The organism is Oleiphilus messinensis (genome assembly GCF_002162375.1).
Classification (GTDB): domain Bacteria; phylum Pseudomonadota; class Gammaproteobacteria; order Pseudomonadales; family Oleiphilaceae; genus Oleiphilus; species Oleiphilus messinensis.
On the sequence record NZ_CP021425.1, the window covers coordinates 5,316,457 to 5,331,818 of the forward strand.

Below are 15,362 nucleotides of genomic sequence, written 5' to 3' on the forward strand. Positions count from 1 at the left end.
CTGAAACTTCTCTTTTGCGCGTGATCAGCGCGAAAGAGCACAGTGGAACGGGCACTATTCTACCACTCCCCCAGGCTCCTCGCACTCAAACTCTACCGGTTACCTAATGGCTTAAACCAAACCAGCATCTGTGGAAGGAGTGTCAAAGCGCCAAGCAGCGCAACCAACATAGCCATCCCGGTGAAGAGACCGAAGTAAATAGTCGGTATGAAATTAGACAAAATCAGAATCGAAAAACCAATGATGATAGTCAAAGAAGTATAAAACATGGCGCGCCCGATGCTGGCGTGGCAGCGATGCATCGTTGCCAGGTAGTTCTGATCCCGTTCGAACTCAGTGCGGAAACGATGAATGTAGTGAATTGTATTATCGACCGCGATGCCAACCGTAATCGAGGCCACGGTTATTGTCATCATATCCAGAGGAATCTCAAGCCAGCCCATTAATCCCAGCACAGTCCCGGCAGCCAGCAAATTCGGTGCCATACCGATTAAGGCCAGAGACAACGAACGGAATAAAACCAGAAACATAATCGTAATTGCCAGGAAAACCGCCCCCAGTGTCTTGATTTGAGAATCGAATAAACTCTGCAGCATGTTGTTATACAACACGGCCATACCGGTAAAATGAATTTGCTCGGGCTGAAAACCGATCTTCTCAACCAGGTGTGTTTTAATCTCTTTCATCAACGCATCCCGGTTCAGGTTCGGGGATGACTCGATCAATCGGATATTAAAACGAGCTTGGGCCGCCTCATCGGAAAGATAGGGATCCAGAAGAATGCCTCGTAGCGCTTCCGGGAAAACCGTTGGCAAAAATGCCAATTGAAGGGCATCCAGCTTTTCCCCCTGATTGACTTGCTGAGTCAGCTTCAACAACGTCGCAATAGATAATACTTTGCCGGTTTCAGGCAATGATTCCAGATAATCGTGAGTTTGTTCCAACTGCTCCATTTTCTGGTAGGTGTACCAGGTGTTTCGATCCACTTCTTCACCCGCACAGTCCTCCTCAAAACAATCATCCAGGAACGGATCTACAGGAACATCAGAAGCCGTTCGAACATCATCAATAATCACATCCAACGGTGTTGTGCCACCGATTTTATTATCAATAACCACCATGCCCTGATAAATTTCAGTGCTCGATTTAAAATAGTCAATAAAGCGATTTTCAACCGTAAGACGCGTCACGCCAATAACACAGAGCACCGCCAATACCAGACTGAACACCATCACTTTGCGGCCATGAAGTTCGGTAAAACGTGCGACATAAGCGGTTAAAGGCTTCCCGGATTCTGCCAGCGAAACCGCTTTCGCTCTCGGCAATACAACAATCAGTGCAGGCAAAACCAGAAACGCGACAACAAATGCCACCCCAATTCCGAGCGTCATCATCCAGCCGAAGTCGATAACCGGGCGAATCCCGCTAATGGTCAACGAGCCAAACGCAACAATAGTGGTTAACGCCATATACAGACAGGGCTTGGCCATGGCTTGAACTGTATTTAACATCAATGCTTTCGTATCGGCATCGGGAAGCGTCTGCTGAAACTCACGAAACCGCACGATAATGTGAATGGTGATCGACAATGTCATAATCAGTAACAATGAAATGAAATTCGACGAAATCACGGTAATTGGCCAGTTCATCCACCCCAGATAACCCGATATCAACCAAACCGTCGTCAAGCAACACACTGAAGGCAAAATAACCCACTGCCATTTTCGGAATATAAGGAGCAATGTTAAGAGTATAAAGATCAACACGCCCAAGCCGAATGTCGCCAGATCACTTTCCACGTAGTCAATCATATCCGAGACAATCATCGGAACCCCGCCAAGATGGAGGCGGGCAACATCACGATAACGCGCCATTATGGCCCGTATATCCTCAACAACCTGCTCCTGCTGCATTGCGAGTTTGACTGAAACGGCCTCAAACTGGTTGGCGACTTGCTCGTATTCCAGTTGTTCCGCGTCGCTGAGCACGCCCTCCCTCGCCCGGTCACGAAGTTGATCACGCTCTTTCAGAAGCGTATAAAATTGCGGATCTGTAGGTAGATTGACTTGAATCGCTGTCGTTCCCGCGTCTTCGCTGATGAGCAGGTTGATATAAAGTGGATTGCTGAGCAATGCCTCCCGGGCCTCAGACAACTCAACATCATCCCGATCCAGCGTTTTAATGTGAGATTCAAGATTATCCAGCGATAGATCCGGACTGTGCAACAGCGGAACATTAAGGATACTGTTAGTTGAACCAACCCACTCCACTTGCTCGATATCATCCCGGAGCGACCTTAACGCTTCGATGGAAGACGGTGAAAAAAGAGACTCATGGGGGGTAAACGTGATAACCAAAAAGTCATCTGAAGACTCAAACTTAGCTCGGATCTGTCGGTAGAAATCAAGCGACCTGTCTTTTTCAAGCACCAGAGAATCTGCTGATGCATCCAATCGAAAATGGTCCAATCTTAGCCCCGCCAAAACGGCGAGCACAAGTACCAAGCCCAATGTCAACAGCGGATGCGTCAGCACAGTGGCCTCATACCACCTTGAAAGTCTGGCTTTCAAAATTTTCCCCTCACTTTGTCCTTTGCTTTTCAGCTTAATACCTTGAGCGGCACTCAACGCGTCCACTAACCGGCAGTTTTAGGTATTCCACCTCGTCCAACAGGGTGTTGACAAGGCTCTCTGTTGTATCACTTCCACTTCCCATCTGTCGACCACTATTTAAGTCTTATCTACCACGGTAAAGCGCTTGCTTTCATACCAATGCTTTCATATTCTAGCGCCTTAAATCATTGTTTTAACTGGAGTAGACCAGCCTACATTATGAACGCTCAACTCTTAGGCGATACCACTGGATTTCGTGCCAAAGCCCATCAGTTTATTGAAAACCCATTCATTCAGAACGGAATCTTGGTGCTTATCGTGATCAATGCCATCACACTCGGCCTGGAAACCGTGCCCGCCGCAATGCAACGATTCAGTAACATCATACATACATTGGATCTTGTTATTTTGTCAGTGTTTGTGCTCGAATTGCTGATTCGGCTGTATGTTTACCGTGAAAAGTATTTTAATGACCCGTGGCGCGCGTTCGATTTCGTCGTTGTCAGTATTGCTCTGGTTCCGGCAACGGGTCAATTGGCCGTCCTCAGAGCGCTGAGGGTATTGCGCGTACTTCGAATTATTACCATCGTACCATCCATGCGACGAGTGGTGGGCGCTCTGCTATCCGCCATCCCCGGCCTCACATCGATTGCACTTGTCCTGGGACTCATCTATTACGTGTTTGCGGTTATCGCAACCAACCTGTTTGCAGCAGAATTTCCAGAATGGTTTGGCCATTTGGGACGCTCATTCTACACCCTGTTTCAGATCATGACACTGGAAAGCTGGTCGATGGGGATTGCCCGCCCGGTCATGGAAACCTTTCCCTACGCCTGGGCGTTTTTCATTCCCTTTATTCTGGTGGCCACCTTTACCATGCTTAACTTGTTTATTGCGATAATTGTCAACGCAATGCAAACGTTCACGGAACAGGAAAAACAAGGTACTGTTGAAGCCGTCAATGAGGCCCGCGACCACATAGAAGAAGACATGCACACAGAGATGAGAGCACTGCGGCGGGAGATCGCAGAGCTAAAATCCATGATCCGTGGACAATACAGACAAGACCCGTGACGAATTGCTGTCGCAGGGAATCGAAAGCAGGCGTTCCACGCTCTTTCAGCGATAAGTCACGGGTTTACCTTGAAACAGGCTGGCAGTGCGACAATAATACCGGCCTTGTTTCCACGAAACCTTTTACTGAGTCATTTATGAAGCAATACCTCGATTTATGCCAACGGATTATTGATGAAGGGATCTGGGTCGACAATAAACGAACGGGTAAAAAGTGCCTAACCGTAATCAATGCCGATTTGACTTACGATGTTGGTAATGGAATTTTTCCCTTGGTAACCACCCGCAAAAGCTTTTACAAAGCGGCAATCGCAGAAATAATCGGTTACTTGAGGGGCTATGACAGTGCTGCGGACTTCCGCAAACTCGGCACCCCAACCTGGGATGCCAACGCCAATGAAAATCCGGATTGGCTGGCAAACCCTTATCGGAAAGGTACAGATGACTGTGGCTTCATCTATGGCAAGGTTGCGAGAAATTTCCCCAAACCGGACGGCGGTAGCGTTGATCTGCTGAAAAAGATTATCCACGACCTTAGCAACGGCATTGATGACCGTGGGGAAATTCTTACATTTTATCACCCAGGTGCATTCCACATGGGCTGCTTGCGCCCCTGCATGTACAGCCATCATTTTTCCCTGCTGGGTGATACCCTGTTTTTAAACAGCACTCAGCGCAGTTGTGATGTTCCCCTGGGCCTCAATTTCAACATGGTACAAGTGTACGTACTGTTGGCAATTGTGGCGCAAATTACCGGTCACAAACCGGGGATGGCCTACCATAAAATTGTTAATGCTCATATTTATGAGGATCAGTTGGACTTAATGCGAGATGTCCAGTTAAAACGGGAACCCTTTCCAGCACCAACCCTCAAAATAAACCCCGATATCAAATCCCTCACGGATATTGAATCCTGGGTAACCCTTGATGACTTTGAAATCGAGGGTTATCAACATCACGAGGCAATTAAATACCCATTTTCGGTGTAACGACTAAGGGGGCGGAGCGAAGGTTGTCCCCTGCCCCCCTACCCACCTGAAAACCAGACAGATCAAACTGCGCCAGAATTAACCGTACCCGATTTATGCTGACGATATCCAACAACGATTAAGCCCAGACCGATCAATATCATCGGTGTCGACAGCACTTGCCCCATGGTCATCCAGCCCATCGCAACGGGCCCCAAATGTGCATCCGGCTCGCGGACAAACTCAACCAGAAAACGGAACAAACCATAACAGAACAAAAACAGCCCGGAAACTGACATAATGGGTCGTTCTTTACGGGAAAATAGCCAGAGAACAGTGAATAAAGCAACGCCCTCAAGTGCAAACTGATAAAGTTGCGACGGGTGGCGGGGATCTGTCCAGCCCACTAAAGTTCTTACACCGTCAATGTTCTGATAGATGGGAAATTGCATGGCCACCGCCAGATCAGTGGTACGACCATAAAGCTCAGCGCCAATAAAATTACCTAACCTGCCAGCCCCCAGACCAATCGGTACCAGCGGTGCCATATAGTCCGCCAGATGGAAAAAGCGAACCCCGAGGGAGCGACTGTAAAACCACATTGCCACAATCACGCCAACCAGACCACCGTGGAATGACATACCGCCTTTCCAGACTTGTATAGCCCAAAGGGGATTATCCAGAAAGCGTTCAAAATCGTAGAAAAACACATACCCCAGCCGGCCACCTAATACGACCCCCAGTGCACAATAGAATATTAAGTCTCCAACCTGTTCAACCTTGATGGGAGACCAGGGTTGAGCAGCTCGTTTTTGTCCTAAATACCAAGCCGAGGCAAAACCGATAAGATACATAATGCCATACCAATGAATCTTTAACGGGCCTATATCAACCAGAACCGGGTCGATTTGAGGATATGTCAACACAATTACTTTCCCTTTTCTCTTTGACGATGCGCTAAACAGCTTAAGCTATGAGTTTTACAACTCGATATCAAATTACAAATCCGTAAAAATGCAGCATATGTATTATGTTTTTCGTAAAATCAGAAAAACAAGAACTTACTGCCAACAACAACTAATAACAAGGCGAAAATCTTTTTCAACACAGTTGGTGAGAGTTTATGCGCAAGATTGGCACCGAACCGCGCAAAAATAACACTCGTGAGAACAATGCCTACCAAGCCGGGCCAATAGAGGTATCCGGTAGTCAAATCAGGTAGTGCCGGATTGCCCCAGCCCTCCACAACGTTAGTCAAGGCTCCAGCGACGGCAATAGGTAAACCACAGGCAGCAGATGTCCCTACCGCTTGTTGCATTCGAACATTGCACCAGGATAAAAAAGGCACTGTGAGGCTACCGCCTCCGATGCCAAATATCGCAGAGGCCCAGCCGATTCCGCCACCGACACCAATCAGAACCTGATCACCCGGAACGGAACGAGATGCTTTGGGGGTCAGACCAAAACCCATTTGCGCAGCTATCAGCAGCGCAAAAATACCAATGACCATTTGCAACACGGCCCCAGGCAGCGCACCGGCGGTGAACACACCCAATACCGCCCCCACAACGATTCCAACAGACAGGGGCTTGAAAATAGACCAAAGCACACCTTGCTTCTGATGATGAGTCCGTATCGAACTAATGGACGTGAATACAATCGTCGCTAACGATGTTCCCACCGCCATATGGGTCAATATTTCCGGAGACATCCCCTGCAACTCAAATGCTATAACCAACGCGGGAACGATAATTATTCCCCCCCCTACGCCGAACAGTCCCGCCAGTGTGCCGGCACAGGCCCCTAACAACATGTAACTGACAAAAGGAATGAGTATCGACATTTAAAACTCCAAAACAACTTTGAGTGCGGGAAGAACGGTGGGCTATCATACCTCAGAGGCGGTCAAAAAAAGAAATCCCGCACCACGTAGACAATCACACAAGACTTACTTTACTATCCCAGTCATGTGTCTCATCGCTTTTGCCTATAGAATACACCCCAGCTGGCCCATGATCATGATTTCAAATCGAGATGAATTTCATGAACGACCAACCGCCGCAGCCCGTCATTGGCCAGAAAATCCAGAGATTTATGGCGGTCGGGACTTGCGAGAAGGTGGAACCTGGTTGGGGCTACACCAGTCCGGCCGGTTTGCAGCGGTAACCAATTATCGCGAACCCGGCAGCCCTGCAGCAGCGCAATCCCGTGGTAAACTGGTCACGGATTATTTAACCAGTAGCTCCCCTACCCGGAATCACCTTGAGCTATTACGGTTGCAGCAGAGACAATATGGGGGTTTTAACCTTTTAGCCGGTGACGACAAAGACCTTTTCTACATCAGCAATCGGTGTAAACAAGCAGGATATCCTCTCAAGCCGGGCTTTTATAGCTTGAGTAATCATTTGCTTAATTCACCCTGGCCGAAAGTACAGAAGGCAAAACAAATCATCGAATCGCAGGTCAAGGCTTATGGTGAAAGCCTGCAGTTACAATCCAGTAACAGCTTTGTAGCCATGACTGAAATGGGCGAAAACCTAATCAAAGGATTTCGGGACGAACAACAAGCACCGGATGGCGAGCTACCTGATACGGGAGTAGGTTTTCAGATTGAAAAGATGCTGTCTTCCATATTTATCAAGACGCCAGGATACGGTACCCGTTGCTCTACTTTTTTCGCAAAGCATGTGTCGGGTAAATCACTGATTACCGAAATGAGCTATCAACCGGACGGTGAGATTAGTGGCCGAATCCAATCCCAATTGACCCCCGATAACTGGACCTCCAATTGATTGCGGAAGTTCGTGAGGTTAGTCTGATTTTTCACGCGCTTCCCGTCGAGCCTTCAGCTCACTCGATTGCCTTTTGATAACATGCTGCACCAACAACTCCTGATGTATTTCTGACACCTCAGTAAAATCAACTCGAAGAAGGCTCGCACCATCCTCAACCGGCTCAGAACTTACGACCAGGCCTTGCAACAGGAGATTAACGTATGAGGGAAACAAAAGCATGTCGAGGGCCACTTTCTGTCCCAAACTAACACAACCAGGAACAGTAAATGCCATACCACAGGCGCTTAAACTGACTTCTTTCAACTCCCGTGGCTGAGCATGAACATCACTCATGCCGTCGTTGATAAACATCATATTGATTTTTTGATTGAAAAGCTCAAGAACTTCTAAAAGAACCGGATGCGTCGTGCGAACTTTTGACAACGCATCGGCGATTTGATTCTCCAGCAAATTAACAGCCGAGGCGCCCGTATTCACATTATCCAAAAATACTTTAGGATCATCGGCTGCGAAGATTTTATAACGAATCGCAACTTGATCCGACACTCTGAAAAAGCGCCTCCGCTCTTGGGCGGATCCACTATCTAACTGATCGGTCATCATTCAAGCCACTAAAATATTTCATTTTGGTCCAGATCAAAGAATTCGCTTTCCTGCTCTCCCGTAAATGCACCCGGCGTGTATTCACGCAGCTTATCAATGTCCTCTTTGACATCGTTAGCCGTCGGTTGTTGAAGCACTATTTCAACACGGCGGTTAATCGCCCGATTTTCAGCCGAATTATTGGGTACCAGCGGTTTAGTATCAGCATATCCGGTAATCGTAAAGCGGGTTTCATCCAGATTGCCATCATCAAATAAGCCATGTGCCACCTCAAGCGCCCTGGCAATGGATAAATCCCAGTTGGATGGGAATTGAGGTGTGTTAATCGGAATACTATCCGTATGCCCTTCAACAGCAATGCTACCCTCAATATCACTCAAACTGTCGATTAACTTTTCGAGAATTGGCAAAAACTCATCTTGTAGCTCTGCAGACCCGGAACTGAAAGAGCCTTTCTCCTGCACGCGGATAATAATTTTTCGTCCCCGGGTCTCAATTTCAACCTGCTGATTGCGAATTTCCTTTTCCAGCTTGGCGGCCATTTCCATTGCCTGGGTTTCCGTTTCTTCTACCATCATCTGTAGCCGCTGAACAACAATTTCGTTCAGTTTATTCTGGTCTGACTCCTGGGCCTGAGGGCAGACTTCTTCAATTGCTTTTTCAACTTCAGCATCGCACAAAACCTGCAAGGTTTCCTGTGTCTCCTCCGTCGTGATTTGCATGACGACCTTGATCGGTGAAGGGTCAGGTTTTCCCGGAGAAAATTCCTGGGCAATGATACTCGTGCCTTTTGGGATATCGACTACATTAACTTGATTCTGTACACCAAACGCCTCCCGCATCGACCCTGCCAATCGTTTGAACTTGAGCACATCCATTTCCGAGAAGGACAGCAACAAAACGAAAAAGCACATCAACAAAGACATCAAGTCAGCAAATGTAGCCATCCACGCCGGTAACCCCGGGGGACACTCACATTTCTGTTCTTCTTCGTCACTCATTTAGACTTTCCTTAACCAACCCTGATAAACCTATTCTTTGTCACTACCCCGTTTGCTCTCCGGCAAATAGGTTCTCAGCATACTTTCAATAACCCGAGGATTCTGACCCGCCTGAATCGCCAGCAAGGCATCGATAACCATACTCTTGATCATTTCCTCTTCAGTCATGCGTAACTTCAACTTGTCAGCGATAGGAACGGCTATCATATTCGCCAGCATCGCACCATACAGAGTAGTTAGCAGCGCTACCGCCATGGCCGGTCCAATTGATTTTGGATCATCCATATTCGACAGCATCGCGACCAAACCGATCAAGGTACCTATCATACCCATTGCGGGCGCTACATCGCCTAGACAACCAAATACACTGCTACCGGTCTTATGCCGCTCAACTGCCAGATTTTTATCTCGGTTCATCAACCCCCGAACAACATCGGCATCATGGCCATCTATCAATAACTGGATTCCTTTGGCCAGAAAGTCATTACTGATCGGTTTACCTTCGAGGGACAAAAGCCCCCCTTTCCGCGCGGTTTCCGCTAACTCTACGACGGATTCAATCAATTCCTCCGGTGATTGCAATTTGAACATAAATGCTTTAACCGCAACTTTTCCTGCACCCAGAAACTGACCCAACGAAAACTTCATCAATGCGACCAGCAAGCTTCCAACTAGAACAATCAAAATTGACGGCACATCAACAAACATTCCTATCGAACCACCAAGCAACATCGCCATCACTACGATGGCTATACCGCCAACCAAGCCGATGAGGGTCGCTAAATCCACACTTTACTCCTTTGTCTGCATTTTGATTTGATCAGCGGAATTGACCGGGGACAATAAGATTCTCCGGGATCAGGTGAGGCCATTCTCGCGCAACTGAACTCGAGCTGCCCCTGATACGCCTGCATGTAACCTGAGGGAACAGGTTTTATTTGTTTTTTGCCCTGATATACTTGCCAACACTGTTACTTAGTTTAGCCAGTATTTAGTAAAATTCCTGAATATTGTGGCAAAATTTATCATTAAGAATCCTTGCATTTCATACTGATACCTAAATTAACATTGTGTATCGACTGATGTGCAATCAGCTGCGCAGGCAATTCCATGACTGAGAATGAAAACCCGATTCCATTTGAACAATCCTTGCAAGAACTTGAATCCATCGTTAAAAAGATGGAACAAGGTGAGCTATCTCTGGATGATTCTCTCAAAGCCTTTGAGCGTGGCGTCGCTTTAAGCAGACAGTGTCAAAATGCATTGAAGGAAGCGGAATTAAAAGTTGCCAAACTCACCGCAGAGGGAACCCTGGAACCTTTTAATCTCGGAACAGATATGGAAGAGAGTGGCCAATAAGCACATGGAATCGTTAGAATTATTTTTAGCTGACTGCCAACATCAGGTAGACACAAAGCTTGATCAATTGCTTCCTTCCGAAGCGGATTCCCCCGCGCGCCTTTATCAAGCACTGCGCTACAGCTGCCTGGCTCCAGGAAAGCGGATCCGACCCGCCCTGACACTGGCCACTGCAGCAGCATTTAGTGGCACGATGGACTCTCGCCGTGAGTCTGAATGCGCAATTTACCCTGCTTGTGCGATTGAGCTCATTCACACTTATTCACTGATTCATGATGATCTGCCGGCAATGGACGACGATGACCTTCGACGGGGCATTCCAACCTGTCACAAGGCGTTCGACGAAGCGACTGCAATATTGGCGGGTGATGCATTACAAAGTTTCGCATTTGAAATACTCAGTCAGGCCGATCTTATCAATGTTCAATCTCGTCTTGAAATGATCAATACACTTGCTATCGCAAGTGGCGCTCGAGGCATGGTTGCAGGACAAGCCATTGATCTGGCGGCAGTAGGCAAGGTGCTTACGCTGGAAGCCCTTGAAGTAATGCATCTGTACAAAACTGGCGCATTAATTGAGGCAAGCGTAGTCATGGGTGCACTGGCCGCTAATCAGCACGATCCGGAAGTGCTCGGTCACCTACGCTCATTTGCTCGCAGTATCGGTCTCGCATTCCAAGTGCAGGATGATATCCTGGATGTGGAATCGAGCACTGAAACATTGGGTAAAAGACAAGGTTCGGATCTGGCCAACAACAAACCCACCTACACCTCGTTACTGGGTTTAACTGGGGCCAAAGACAAGCGAGACCAACTCCTGAACCTTGCCACACAAGCACTCCGAAACTTGCCGAATACCGATACACGGCGATTACAGCAGTTGAGCGAATATATTATCTCGCGCAATAAATAAACCGTTTTCGGTACACTAATTGACTGAGCTCCAGGGCAACCTAGCAATAATTAACCAAATAACAATTTTTCACGAAAGGTATCGTCCACGGCAGAAGCCATAACTCGGTGCTTTTTCCGTTTTATCGTGCTGTCCTTAGTTAACAAGTTCATGCAATACCTCTTAATCATGGTTAAGTTTAGGGGCCCGTTTGCTGAATGAAGTGTACTATGGTCATCACCGTAAACAACGTCCAACCACCAATGCAATGGATTCTCAACCTGCCAATGAGAACGTATAGCCTTCGCTGCTTTCCTGGCATTAACTTGAAGTGAAGAGATATACCATGACGATTGTTCTTGGATCGATACTCCAATTGTGCGCTTCCTTTCAACCAGAATAACTGACTTTAGCCCTCGCCATTCGGCTTTGTTATCTACCCAATCGGTCAAAGCAAAGTGGGTATATTTTCGTTGTTCAAGACGCCCGTGACCCTTATCAATTTCCTCATACGTTTCAATGCTTACATTGTCGAAGCCTTCTCTGCATTGGAGATGATGGAACGCTTTTATCTCATTAAACAGACGTCTCTGGTTACCTTTTATCTGAAGAACATAGTCATTCTTACTCTCTATTATTTTTGAGGCGATAGCTTTTTGGCACCCCATTGCATCCGTTGTTATTACAGCTTTGCGTGCATCAAGGAGATCAATAACCTCTGGAATCGTTTTTATTTCGTTCTTTTTGCCTTTTGATTCAAGTGCCGCTAGCGTGATTCCGTACTGTGACGACCAGGCACTTATAACGTGTAGCGCTTCTGTAGACGATGTCGCAGTGCCTTTCATTGTTTTGCCATCAATTGCAATACAATCTCCGTCACTGCAATATTTTTGCGTTTTGGCAAACTCATCAAATACATCTATCAGCGATTGCGGCTTTATTGAACACAGTAAATATCTCAGTGTTTCAGGGCACGGAGCCCTCTCCAGTTTTACAAATTTGTTGAACCAATCTAACTTGAGTCTTGCAAACTCACACATCTCATCAACGGAGTCATAGCCGCTGAGTACCGATGCGAATATGATCAATAGTAGGCTATCCAGAGAATACACTTGGTTTTTATCATTTCGAGGATCCGAAATGATGCTAAATGCAGCTAATTCCATTGTTCTACCTCCCTTTTTGTTGGGAGTGTAACAATTAACGAGTTAAATTCAGATATTTAAGCTTAAATTGATCAATTATTGCTAGGTTGCCCTGGACTGAGCTCCTTAAATGGCAAAGAAATACATGCTCATGGTGACCAGTTCATTTATAATGGCTCGAATTTACCAACGATATTAACTCTGCGAATGCCGTATACACATATATTTCAGGAAATACCAACGCATCGTCCTAACACACCGTTATTGGACAGAGTAGACTCCCCTGCTCAGCTGCGACTGCTCAACGAAGAGCAACTATTGCAATTAGCCCATGAGCTTCGTGCCTATCTGCTCTACAGTGTTGGCCAGTCAGGCGGACATTTTGGTGCAGGCTTGGGTGTAATAGAATTAACGCTTGCTTTGCATTATGTGTATAACACGCCAGAGGATCGCTTGGTTTGGGATGTTGGTCACCAGGCCTACCCGCACAAAATCCTCACAGGACGCCGAGACGGCCTGTTAAAAATTCGCCAACAGGGCGAATTGTCTGGTTTTCCAAAACGTGATGAAAGTATTTACGACACCTTCGGTGTCGGGCATTCCAGTACATCCATCAGTGCCGCACTGGGCATGTCTTTAGCAGCGAAACTCAATGGCGAGCAGCGCAAGGCCATTGCTGTCATCGGCGATGGCGCAATGACGGCTGGCATGGCATTCGAAGCCTTGAATCATGCTGGCGCAATCCGATCAGATTTACTGGTCGTTCTGAACGACAACGAGATGTCGATCTCAAATAATGTCGGTGGTCTCTCAAACTATTTCGCACGCATCTTATCCAGTAAAACCTACCAATCAATGCGTGATACCGGAAAAAAAGCCCTGAGCGGAACGCCACAACTCATGGAGTTGGCCCGAAAAACGGAAGAACACTTCAAAGGAATGGTTGCCCCAGGAACACTATTTGAAGAATTGGGCTTTAACTACATTGGCCCCATTGATGGACATAACCTTCCGGAATTAATTAATGCGCTTGAAAATATCAGAGAATTCGAGGGACCTCAGTTCCTGCATATTGTCACGAAAAAAGGTAAAGGATTTGCACCGGCGGAGCTAGACCCCATCGGCTACCACGCCATTAACAAACTTGCACCCACTCAGCCAGTTACGAGCCTCCCTCCAGCCAAACCAAAATCTCTGAATGTTTCGAAAGCCCCCAAATTTTCCAATATCTTCGGGCGCTGGATCTGTGATATGGCCGAGCGCGACAAACGCTTGGTGGGCATTACCCCTGCGATGAAGGAAGGATCTGATTTAATTGAATTCGCTGAACGATTTCCAGCTCGCTACCACGATGTAGCCATTGCAGAACAACACGCCGTAACGCTTGCAGCGGGTCTGGCCTGTGAGGATACCAAACCTGTCGTGGCAATTTACTCCACATTTTTACAACGGGCCTATGATCAACTAATACATGATGTTGCCATTCAGGATCTTGATGTGCTCTTTGCCATTGACCGGGCTGGCTTGGTCGGGGAAGATGGTGCAACACATGCTGGCAGCTTTGACATTTCCTTTTTACGCTGTATTCCCAACATGGTGATCATGACCCCGTCAGACGAAAACCAGACCCGAAAAATGCTGTCAACAGGCTATGAATATTGTGGCCCGGCCACAGTTCGCTACCCTCGAGGAAGCGGCGTAAATGCGCTTGTCGATGCCGATTTAGGTACACTACCTATCGGCAAAGGCCATATTGTTCGAGAAGGATCGGGAACGATTGCAATACTTGCATTTGGCACCGTCTTGCACTCGGCACTGGACTGCGCCGAAGCCTTAAATGCAACCGTCGTAGATATGCGGTTTGTGAAACCACTGGATGAAGAATTAGTACTCAACCTGGCAGCGAATCACGAGCTCATTGTAACAGTGGAGGAGAATGTCGTCGCCGGAGGTGCCGGTAGCGCAGTATCGGAATACCTGCATCAGCAATCTATACTGGTGCATCAGTTGCTTCTGGGATTACCGGACGAGTTTGTTCATCACGGTAAACAGGCAGATTTGCTAGATTATTGTAGGTTAAGTGCCGCAGGTATTCGCAAGGCGATAGAGGACAAACTCAAGAATATTCGCAGCAATCCAGCTTCAAAACTAGTGTCTCAATCCTGAAGACAGGGAATAACTTAGCGGTATGGATAGCTGCTAAGTTATTCAGCCCTAGACCGTTTCAGGTGGCTCATCATCCTGATGGGTAACTAACAGGTGCCCCAGCTTTTTCGCTTTCGTGGACAAATAGCCTTCATTGTGCGGGTTTCGCCCCACTTCTAACGGCACCCGTTCATTAACTTCGACACCATAACGCTTGAGTGCTTCCACTTTACGGGGGTTATTGGTCATCAGTTTAATCTGGGAAATCCCGACATGATCCAACATGGCTTTGCACATGCTGTAATCCCTTAAATCAGCCGCAAAACCGAGTCGCTCATTGGCCTCCACAGTATCCGCACCATGATCCTGAAGGTTGTAGGCTTTGATCTTGTTCAACAAACCTATTCCCCGCCCTTCCTGTCGAAGGTAGAGTAATACACCGCAGCCAGCCTCGGCTATCGAACGCAGCGCTTCGTTTAACTGGTACCCACAATCACAACGCATGCTGAACAATGCATCCCCGGTCAGGCACTCTGAGTGAGTTCGCGCCAAAACAGGCTGCCCACATCGAACATCACCAAACGTCAAAGCAATATGTTCCTTACCGGTGTCGATTTCTTCGAACCCGTGCATATTAAATTCACCAAATGGCGTCGGGAGACGACAACTAGCTACAAATCGAACAGACACGCATATTCCTCAGTAATTTTTGCAGGCCAAGGATTGTACCAGAATGTGAGCCCCTTAACACATTTCATACGACTAATT

General features: G+C 47.3%; 14 protein-coding genes. 6 read left to right on the forward strand and 8 right to left on the reverse strand.

Going from position 1 to position 15,362, the window contains the following annotated elements; genetic code table 11:
* Positions 1-92: 92 nt before the first annotated feature.
* Positions 93-2,570, reverse strand: a complete 2,478-nt coding sequence (locus tag OLMES_RS23060; RefSeq protein WP_087464633.1) for an efflux RND transporter permease subunit — start codon at positions 2,568-2,570, stop codon at positions 93-95.
* A 261-nt stretch (positions 2,571-2,831) separates the two neighbouring features.
* Between OLMES_RS23060 and OLMES_RS23065 the strand changes: the two genes are divergently transcribed.
* Together OLMES_RS23065 and OLMES_RS23070 are read left to right on the forward strand one after the other, a co-directional pair.
* Positions 2,832-3,686: an ion transporter gene (locus OLMES_RS23065; RefSeq protein ID WP_087463418.1), complete on the forward strand. Its 855-nt coding sequence runs from the start codon at positions 2,832-2,834 to the stop codon at positions 3,684-3,686.
* Positions 3,687-3,823: 137 nt separating this feature from the next.
* Complete coding sequence (locus tag OLMES_RS23070; RefSeq protein ID WP_087464634.1) at positions 3,824-4,675, forward strand: thymidylate synthase; 852 nt, start codon at positions 3,824-3,826, stop codon at positions 4,673-4,675.
* Between the two features lie 62 nt (positions 4,676-4,737).
* On the opposite strand, the gene lgt is transcribed toward OLMES_RS23070, so the two are convergent.
* Positions 4,738-5,580 carry a prolipoprotein diacylglyceryl transferase gene (gene lgt / locus OLMES_RS23075; protein WP_087463419.1) on the reverse strand — a complete coding sequence of 281 codons (843 nt, stop codon included), beginning with the start codon at positions 5,578-5,580 and terminating at the stop codon, positions 4,738-4,740.
* Positions 5,581-5,699: 119 nt separating this feature from the next.
* Positions 5,700-6,497: a sulfite exporter TauE/SafE family protein gene (locus OLMES_RS23080; protein ID WP_087463420.1), complete on the reverse strand. Its 798-nt coding sequence runs from the start codon at positions 6,495-6,497 to the stop codon at positions 5,700-5,702.
* 124 nt (positions 6,498-6,621) lie between these two features.
* On the opposite strand from OLMES_RS23080, the gene OLMES_RS23085 reads away from it, so the two are divergent.
* The gene (locus OLMES_RS23085; protein WP_087463421.1) at positions 6,622-7,446 is read left to right on the forward strand and encodes an NRDE family protein; all 825 of its coding nucleotides are present in this window, start codon (positions 6,622-6,624) and stop codon (positions 7,444-7,446) included.
* An 18-nt stretch (positions 7,447-7,464) separates the two neighbouring features.
* On the opposite strand, the gene OLMES_RS23090 is transcribed toward OLMES_RS23085, so the two are convergent.
* Genes OLMES_RS23090 through pomA form a run of 3 tightly spaced genes read right to left on the reverse strand, consistent with a single transcriptional unit; the run spans position 7,465 to position 9,842 of the window.
* Positions 7,465-8,052 carry a PilZ domain-containing protein gene (locus tag OLMES_RS23090; protein WP_087463422.1) on the reverse strand — a complete coding sequence of 196 codons (588 nt, stop codon included), beginning with the start codon at positions 8,050-8,052 and terminating at the stop codon, positions 7,465-7,467.
* 8 nt (positions 8,053-8,060) lie between these two features.
* On the reverse strand, positions 8,061-9,053 hold the full coding sequence (locus tag OLMES_RS23095) for a flagellar motor protein MotB (protein WP_087463423.1): 993 nt from the start codon (positions 9,051-9,053) through the stop codon (positions 8,061-8,063).
* A 30-nt stretch (positions 9,054-9,083) separates the two neighbouring features.
* Positions 9,084-9,842 carry a flagellar motor protein PomA gene (gene pomA / locus OLMES_RS23100; protein WP_087463424.1) on the reverse strand — a complete coding sequence of 253 codons (759 nt, stop codon included), beginning with the start codon at positions 9,840-9,842 and terminating at the stop codon, positions 9,084-9,086.
* A 321-nt stretch (positions 9,843-10,163) separates the two neighbouring features.
* On the opposite strand from pomA, the gene OLMES_RS23105 reads away from it, so the two are divergent.
* Together OLMES_RS23105 and OLMES_RS23110 are read left to right on the forward strand one after the other, a co-directional pair.
* On the forward strand, positions 10,164-10,412 hold the full coding sequence (locus tag OLMES_RS23105) for an exodeoxyribonuclease VII small subunit (RefSeq protein WP_087463425.1): 249 nt from the start codon (positions 10,164-10,166) through the stop codon (positions 10,410-10,412).
* A 4-nt stretch (positions 10,413-10,416) separates the two neighbouring features.
* Positions 10,417-11,325 carry a polyprenyl synthetase family protein gene (locus OLMES_RS23110; RefSeq protein ID WP_087464635.1) on the forward strand — a complete coding sequence of 303 codons (909 nt, stop codon included), beginning with the start codon at positions 10,417-10,419 and terminating at the stop codon, positions 11,323-11,325.
* A 50-nt stretch (positions 11,326-11,375) separates the two neighbouring features.
* Here the strand turns inward: OLMES_RS23110 and OLMES_RS23115 are convergent, their stop codons facing one another.
* Positions 11,376-12,470 carry an ISAs1 family transposase gene (locus OLMES_RS23115; RefSeq protein ID WP_087463263.1) on the reverse strand — a complete coding sequence of 365 codons (1,095 nt, stop codon included), beginning with the start codon at positions 12,468-12,470 and terminating at the stop codon, positions 11,376-11,378.
* Positions 12,471-12,656: 186 nt separating this feature from the next.
* Here OLMES_RS23115 and dxs point away from each other — a divergent pair, with 186 nt between their 5' ends.
* On the forward strand, positions 12,657-14,615 hold the full coding sequence (gene dxs, locus OLMES_RS23120) for a 1-deoxy-D-xylulose-5-phosphate synthase (protein WP_087463426.1): 1,959 nt from the start codon (positions 12,657-12,659) through the stop codon (positions 14,613-14,615).
* A 48-nt stretch (positions 14,616-14,663) separates the two neighbouring features.
* Here the strand turns inward: dxs and ribA are convergent, their stop codons facing one another.
* Positions 14,664-15,284 carry a GTP cyclohydrolase II gene (gene ribA, locus OLMES_RS23125; RefSeq protein ID WP_087463427.1) on the reverse strand — a complete coding sequence of 207 codons (621 nt, stop codon included), beginning with the start codon at positions 15,282-15,284 and terminating at the stop codon, positions 14,664-14,666.
* Positions 15,285-15,362: the final 78 nt, after the last annotated feature.

Coding starts and splice junctions, on each gene's coding strand:
- OLMES_RS23095 (WP_087463423.1), bottom strand. CDS start 9,053: ATGAGTGACGAAGAAGAACAGAAATGTGAGTGTCCCCCGGGGTTACCG.
- dxs (WP_087463426.1), top strand. CDS start 12,657: ATGCCGTATACACATATATTTCAGGAAATACCAACGCATCGTCCTAAC.
- OLMES_RS23105 (WP_087463425.1), top strand. CDS start 10,164: ATGACTGAGAATGAAAACCCGATTCCATTTGAACAATCCTTGCAAGAA.
- OLMES_RS23080 (WP_087463420.1), bottom strand. CDS start 6,497: ATGTCGATACTCATTCCTTTTGTCAGTTACATGTTGTTAGGGGCCTGT.
- OLMES_RS23085 (WP_087463421.1), top strand. CDS start 6,622: ATGTGTCTCATCGCTTTTGCCTATAGAATACACCCCAGCTGGCCCATG.
- OLMES_RS23070 (WP_087464634.1), top strand. CDS start 3,824: ATGAAGCAATACCTCGATTTATGCCAACGGATTATTGATGAAGGGATC.
- OLMES_RS23065 (WP_087463418.1), top strand. CDS start 2,832: ATGAACGCTCAACTCTTAGGCGATACCACTGGATTTCGTGCCAAAGCC.
- OLMES_RS23110 (WP_087464635.1), top strand. CDS start 10,417: ATGGAATCGTTAGAATTATTTTTAGCTGACTGCCAACATCAGGTAGAC.
- OLMES_RS23090 (WP_087463422.1), bottom strand. CDS start 8,052: ATGATGACCGATCAGTTAGATAGTGGATCCGCCCAAGAGCGGAGGCGC.
- OLMES_RS23115 (WP_087463263.1), bottom strand. CDS start 12,470: ATGGAATTAGCTGCATTTAGCATCATTTCGGATCCTCGAAATGATAAA.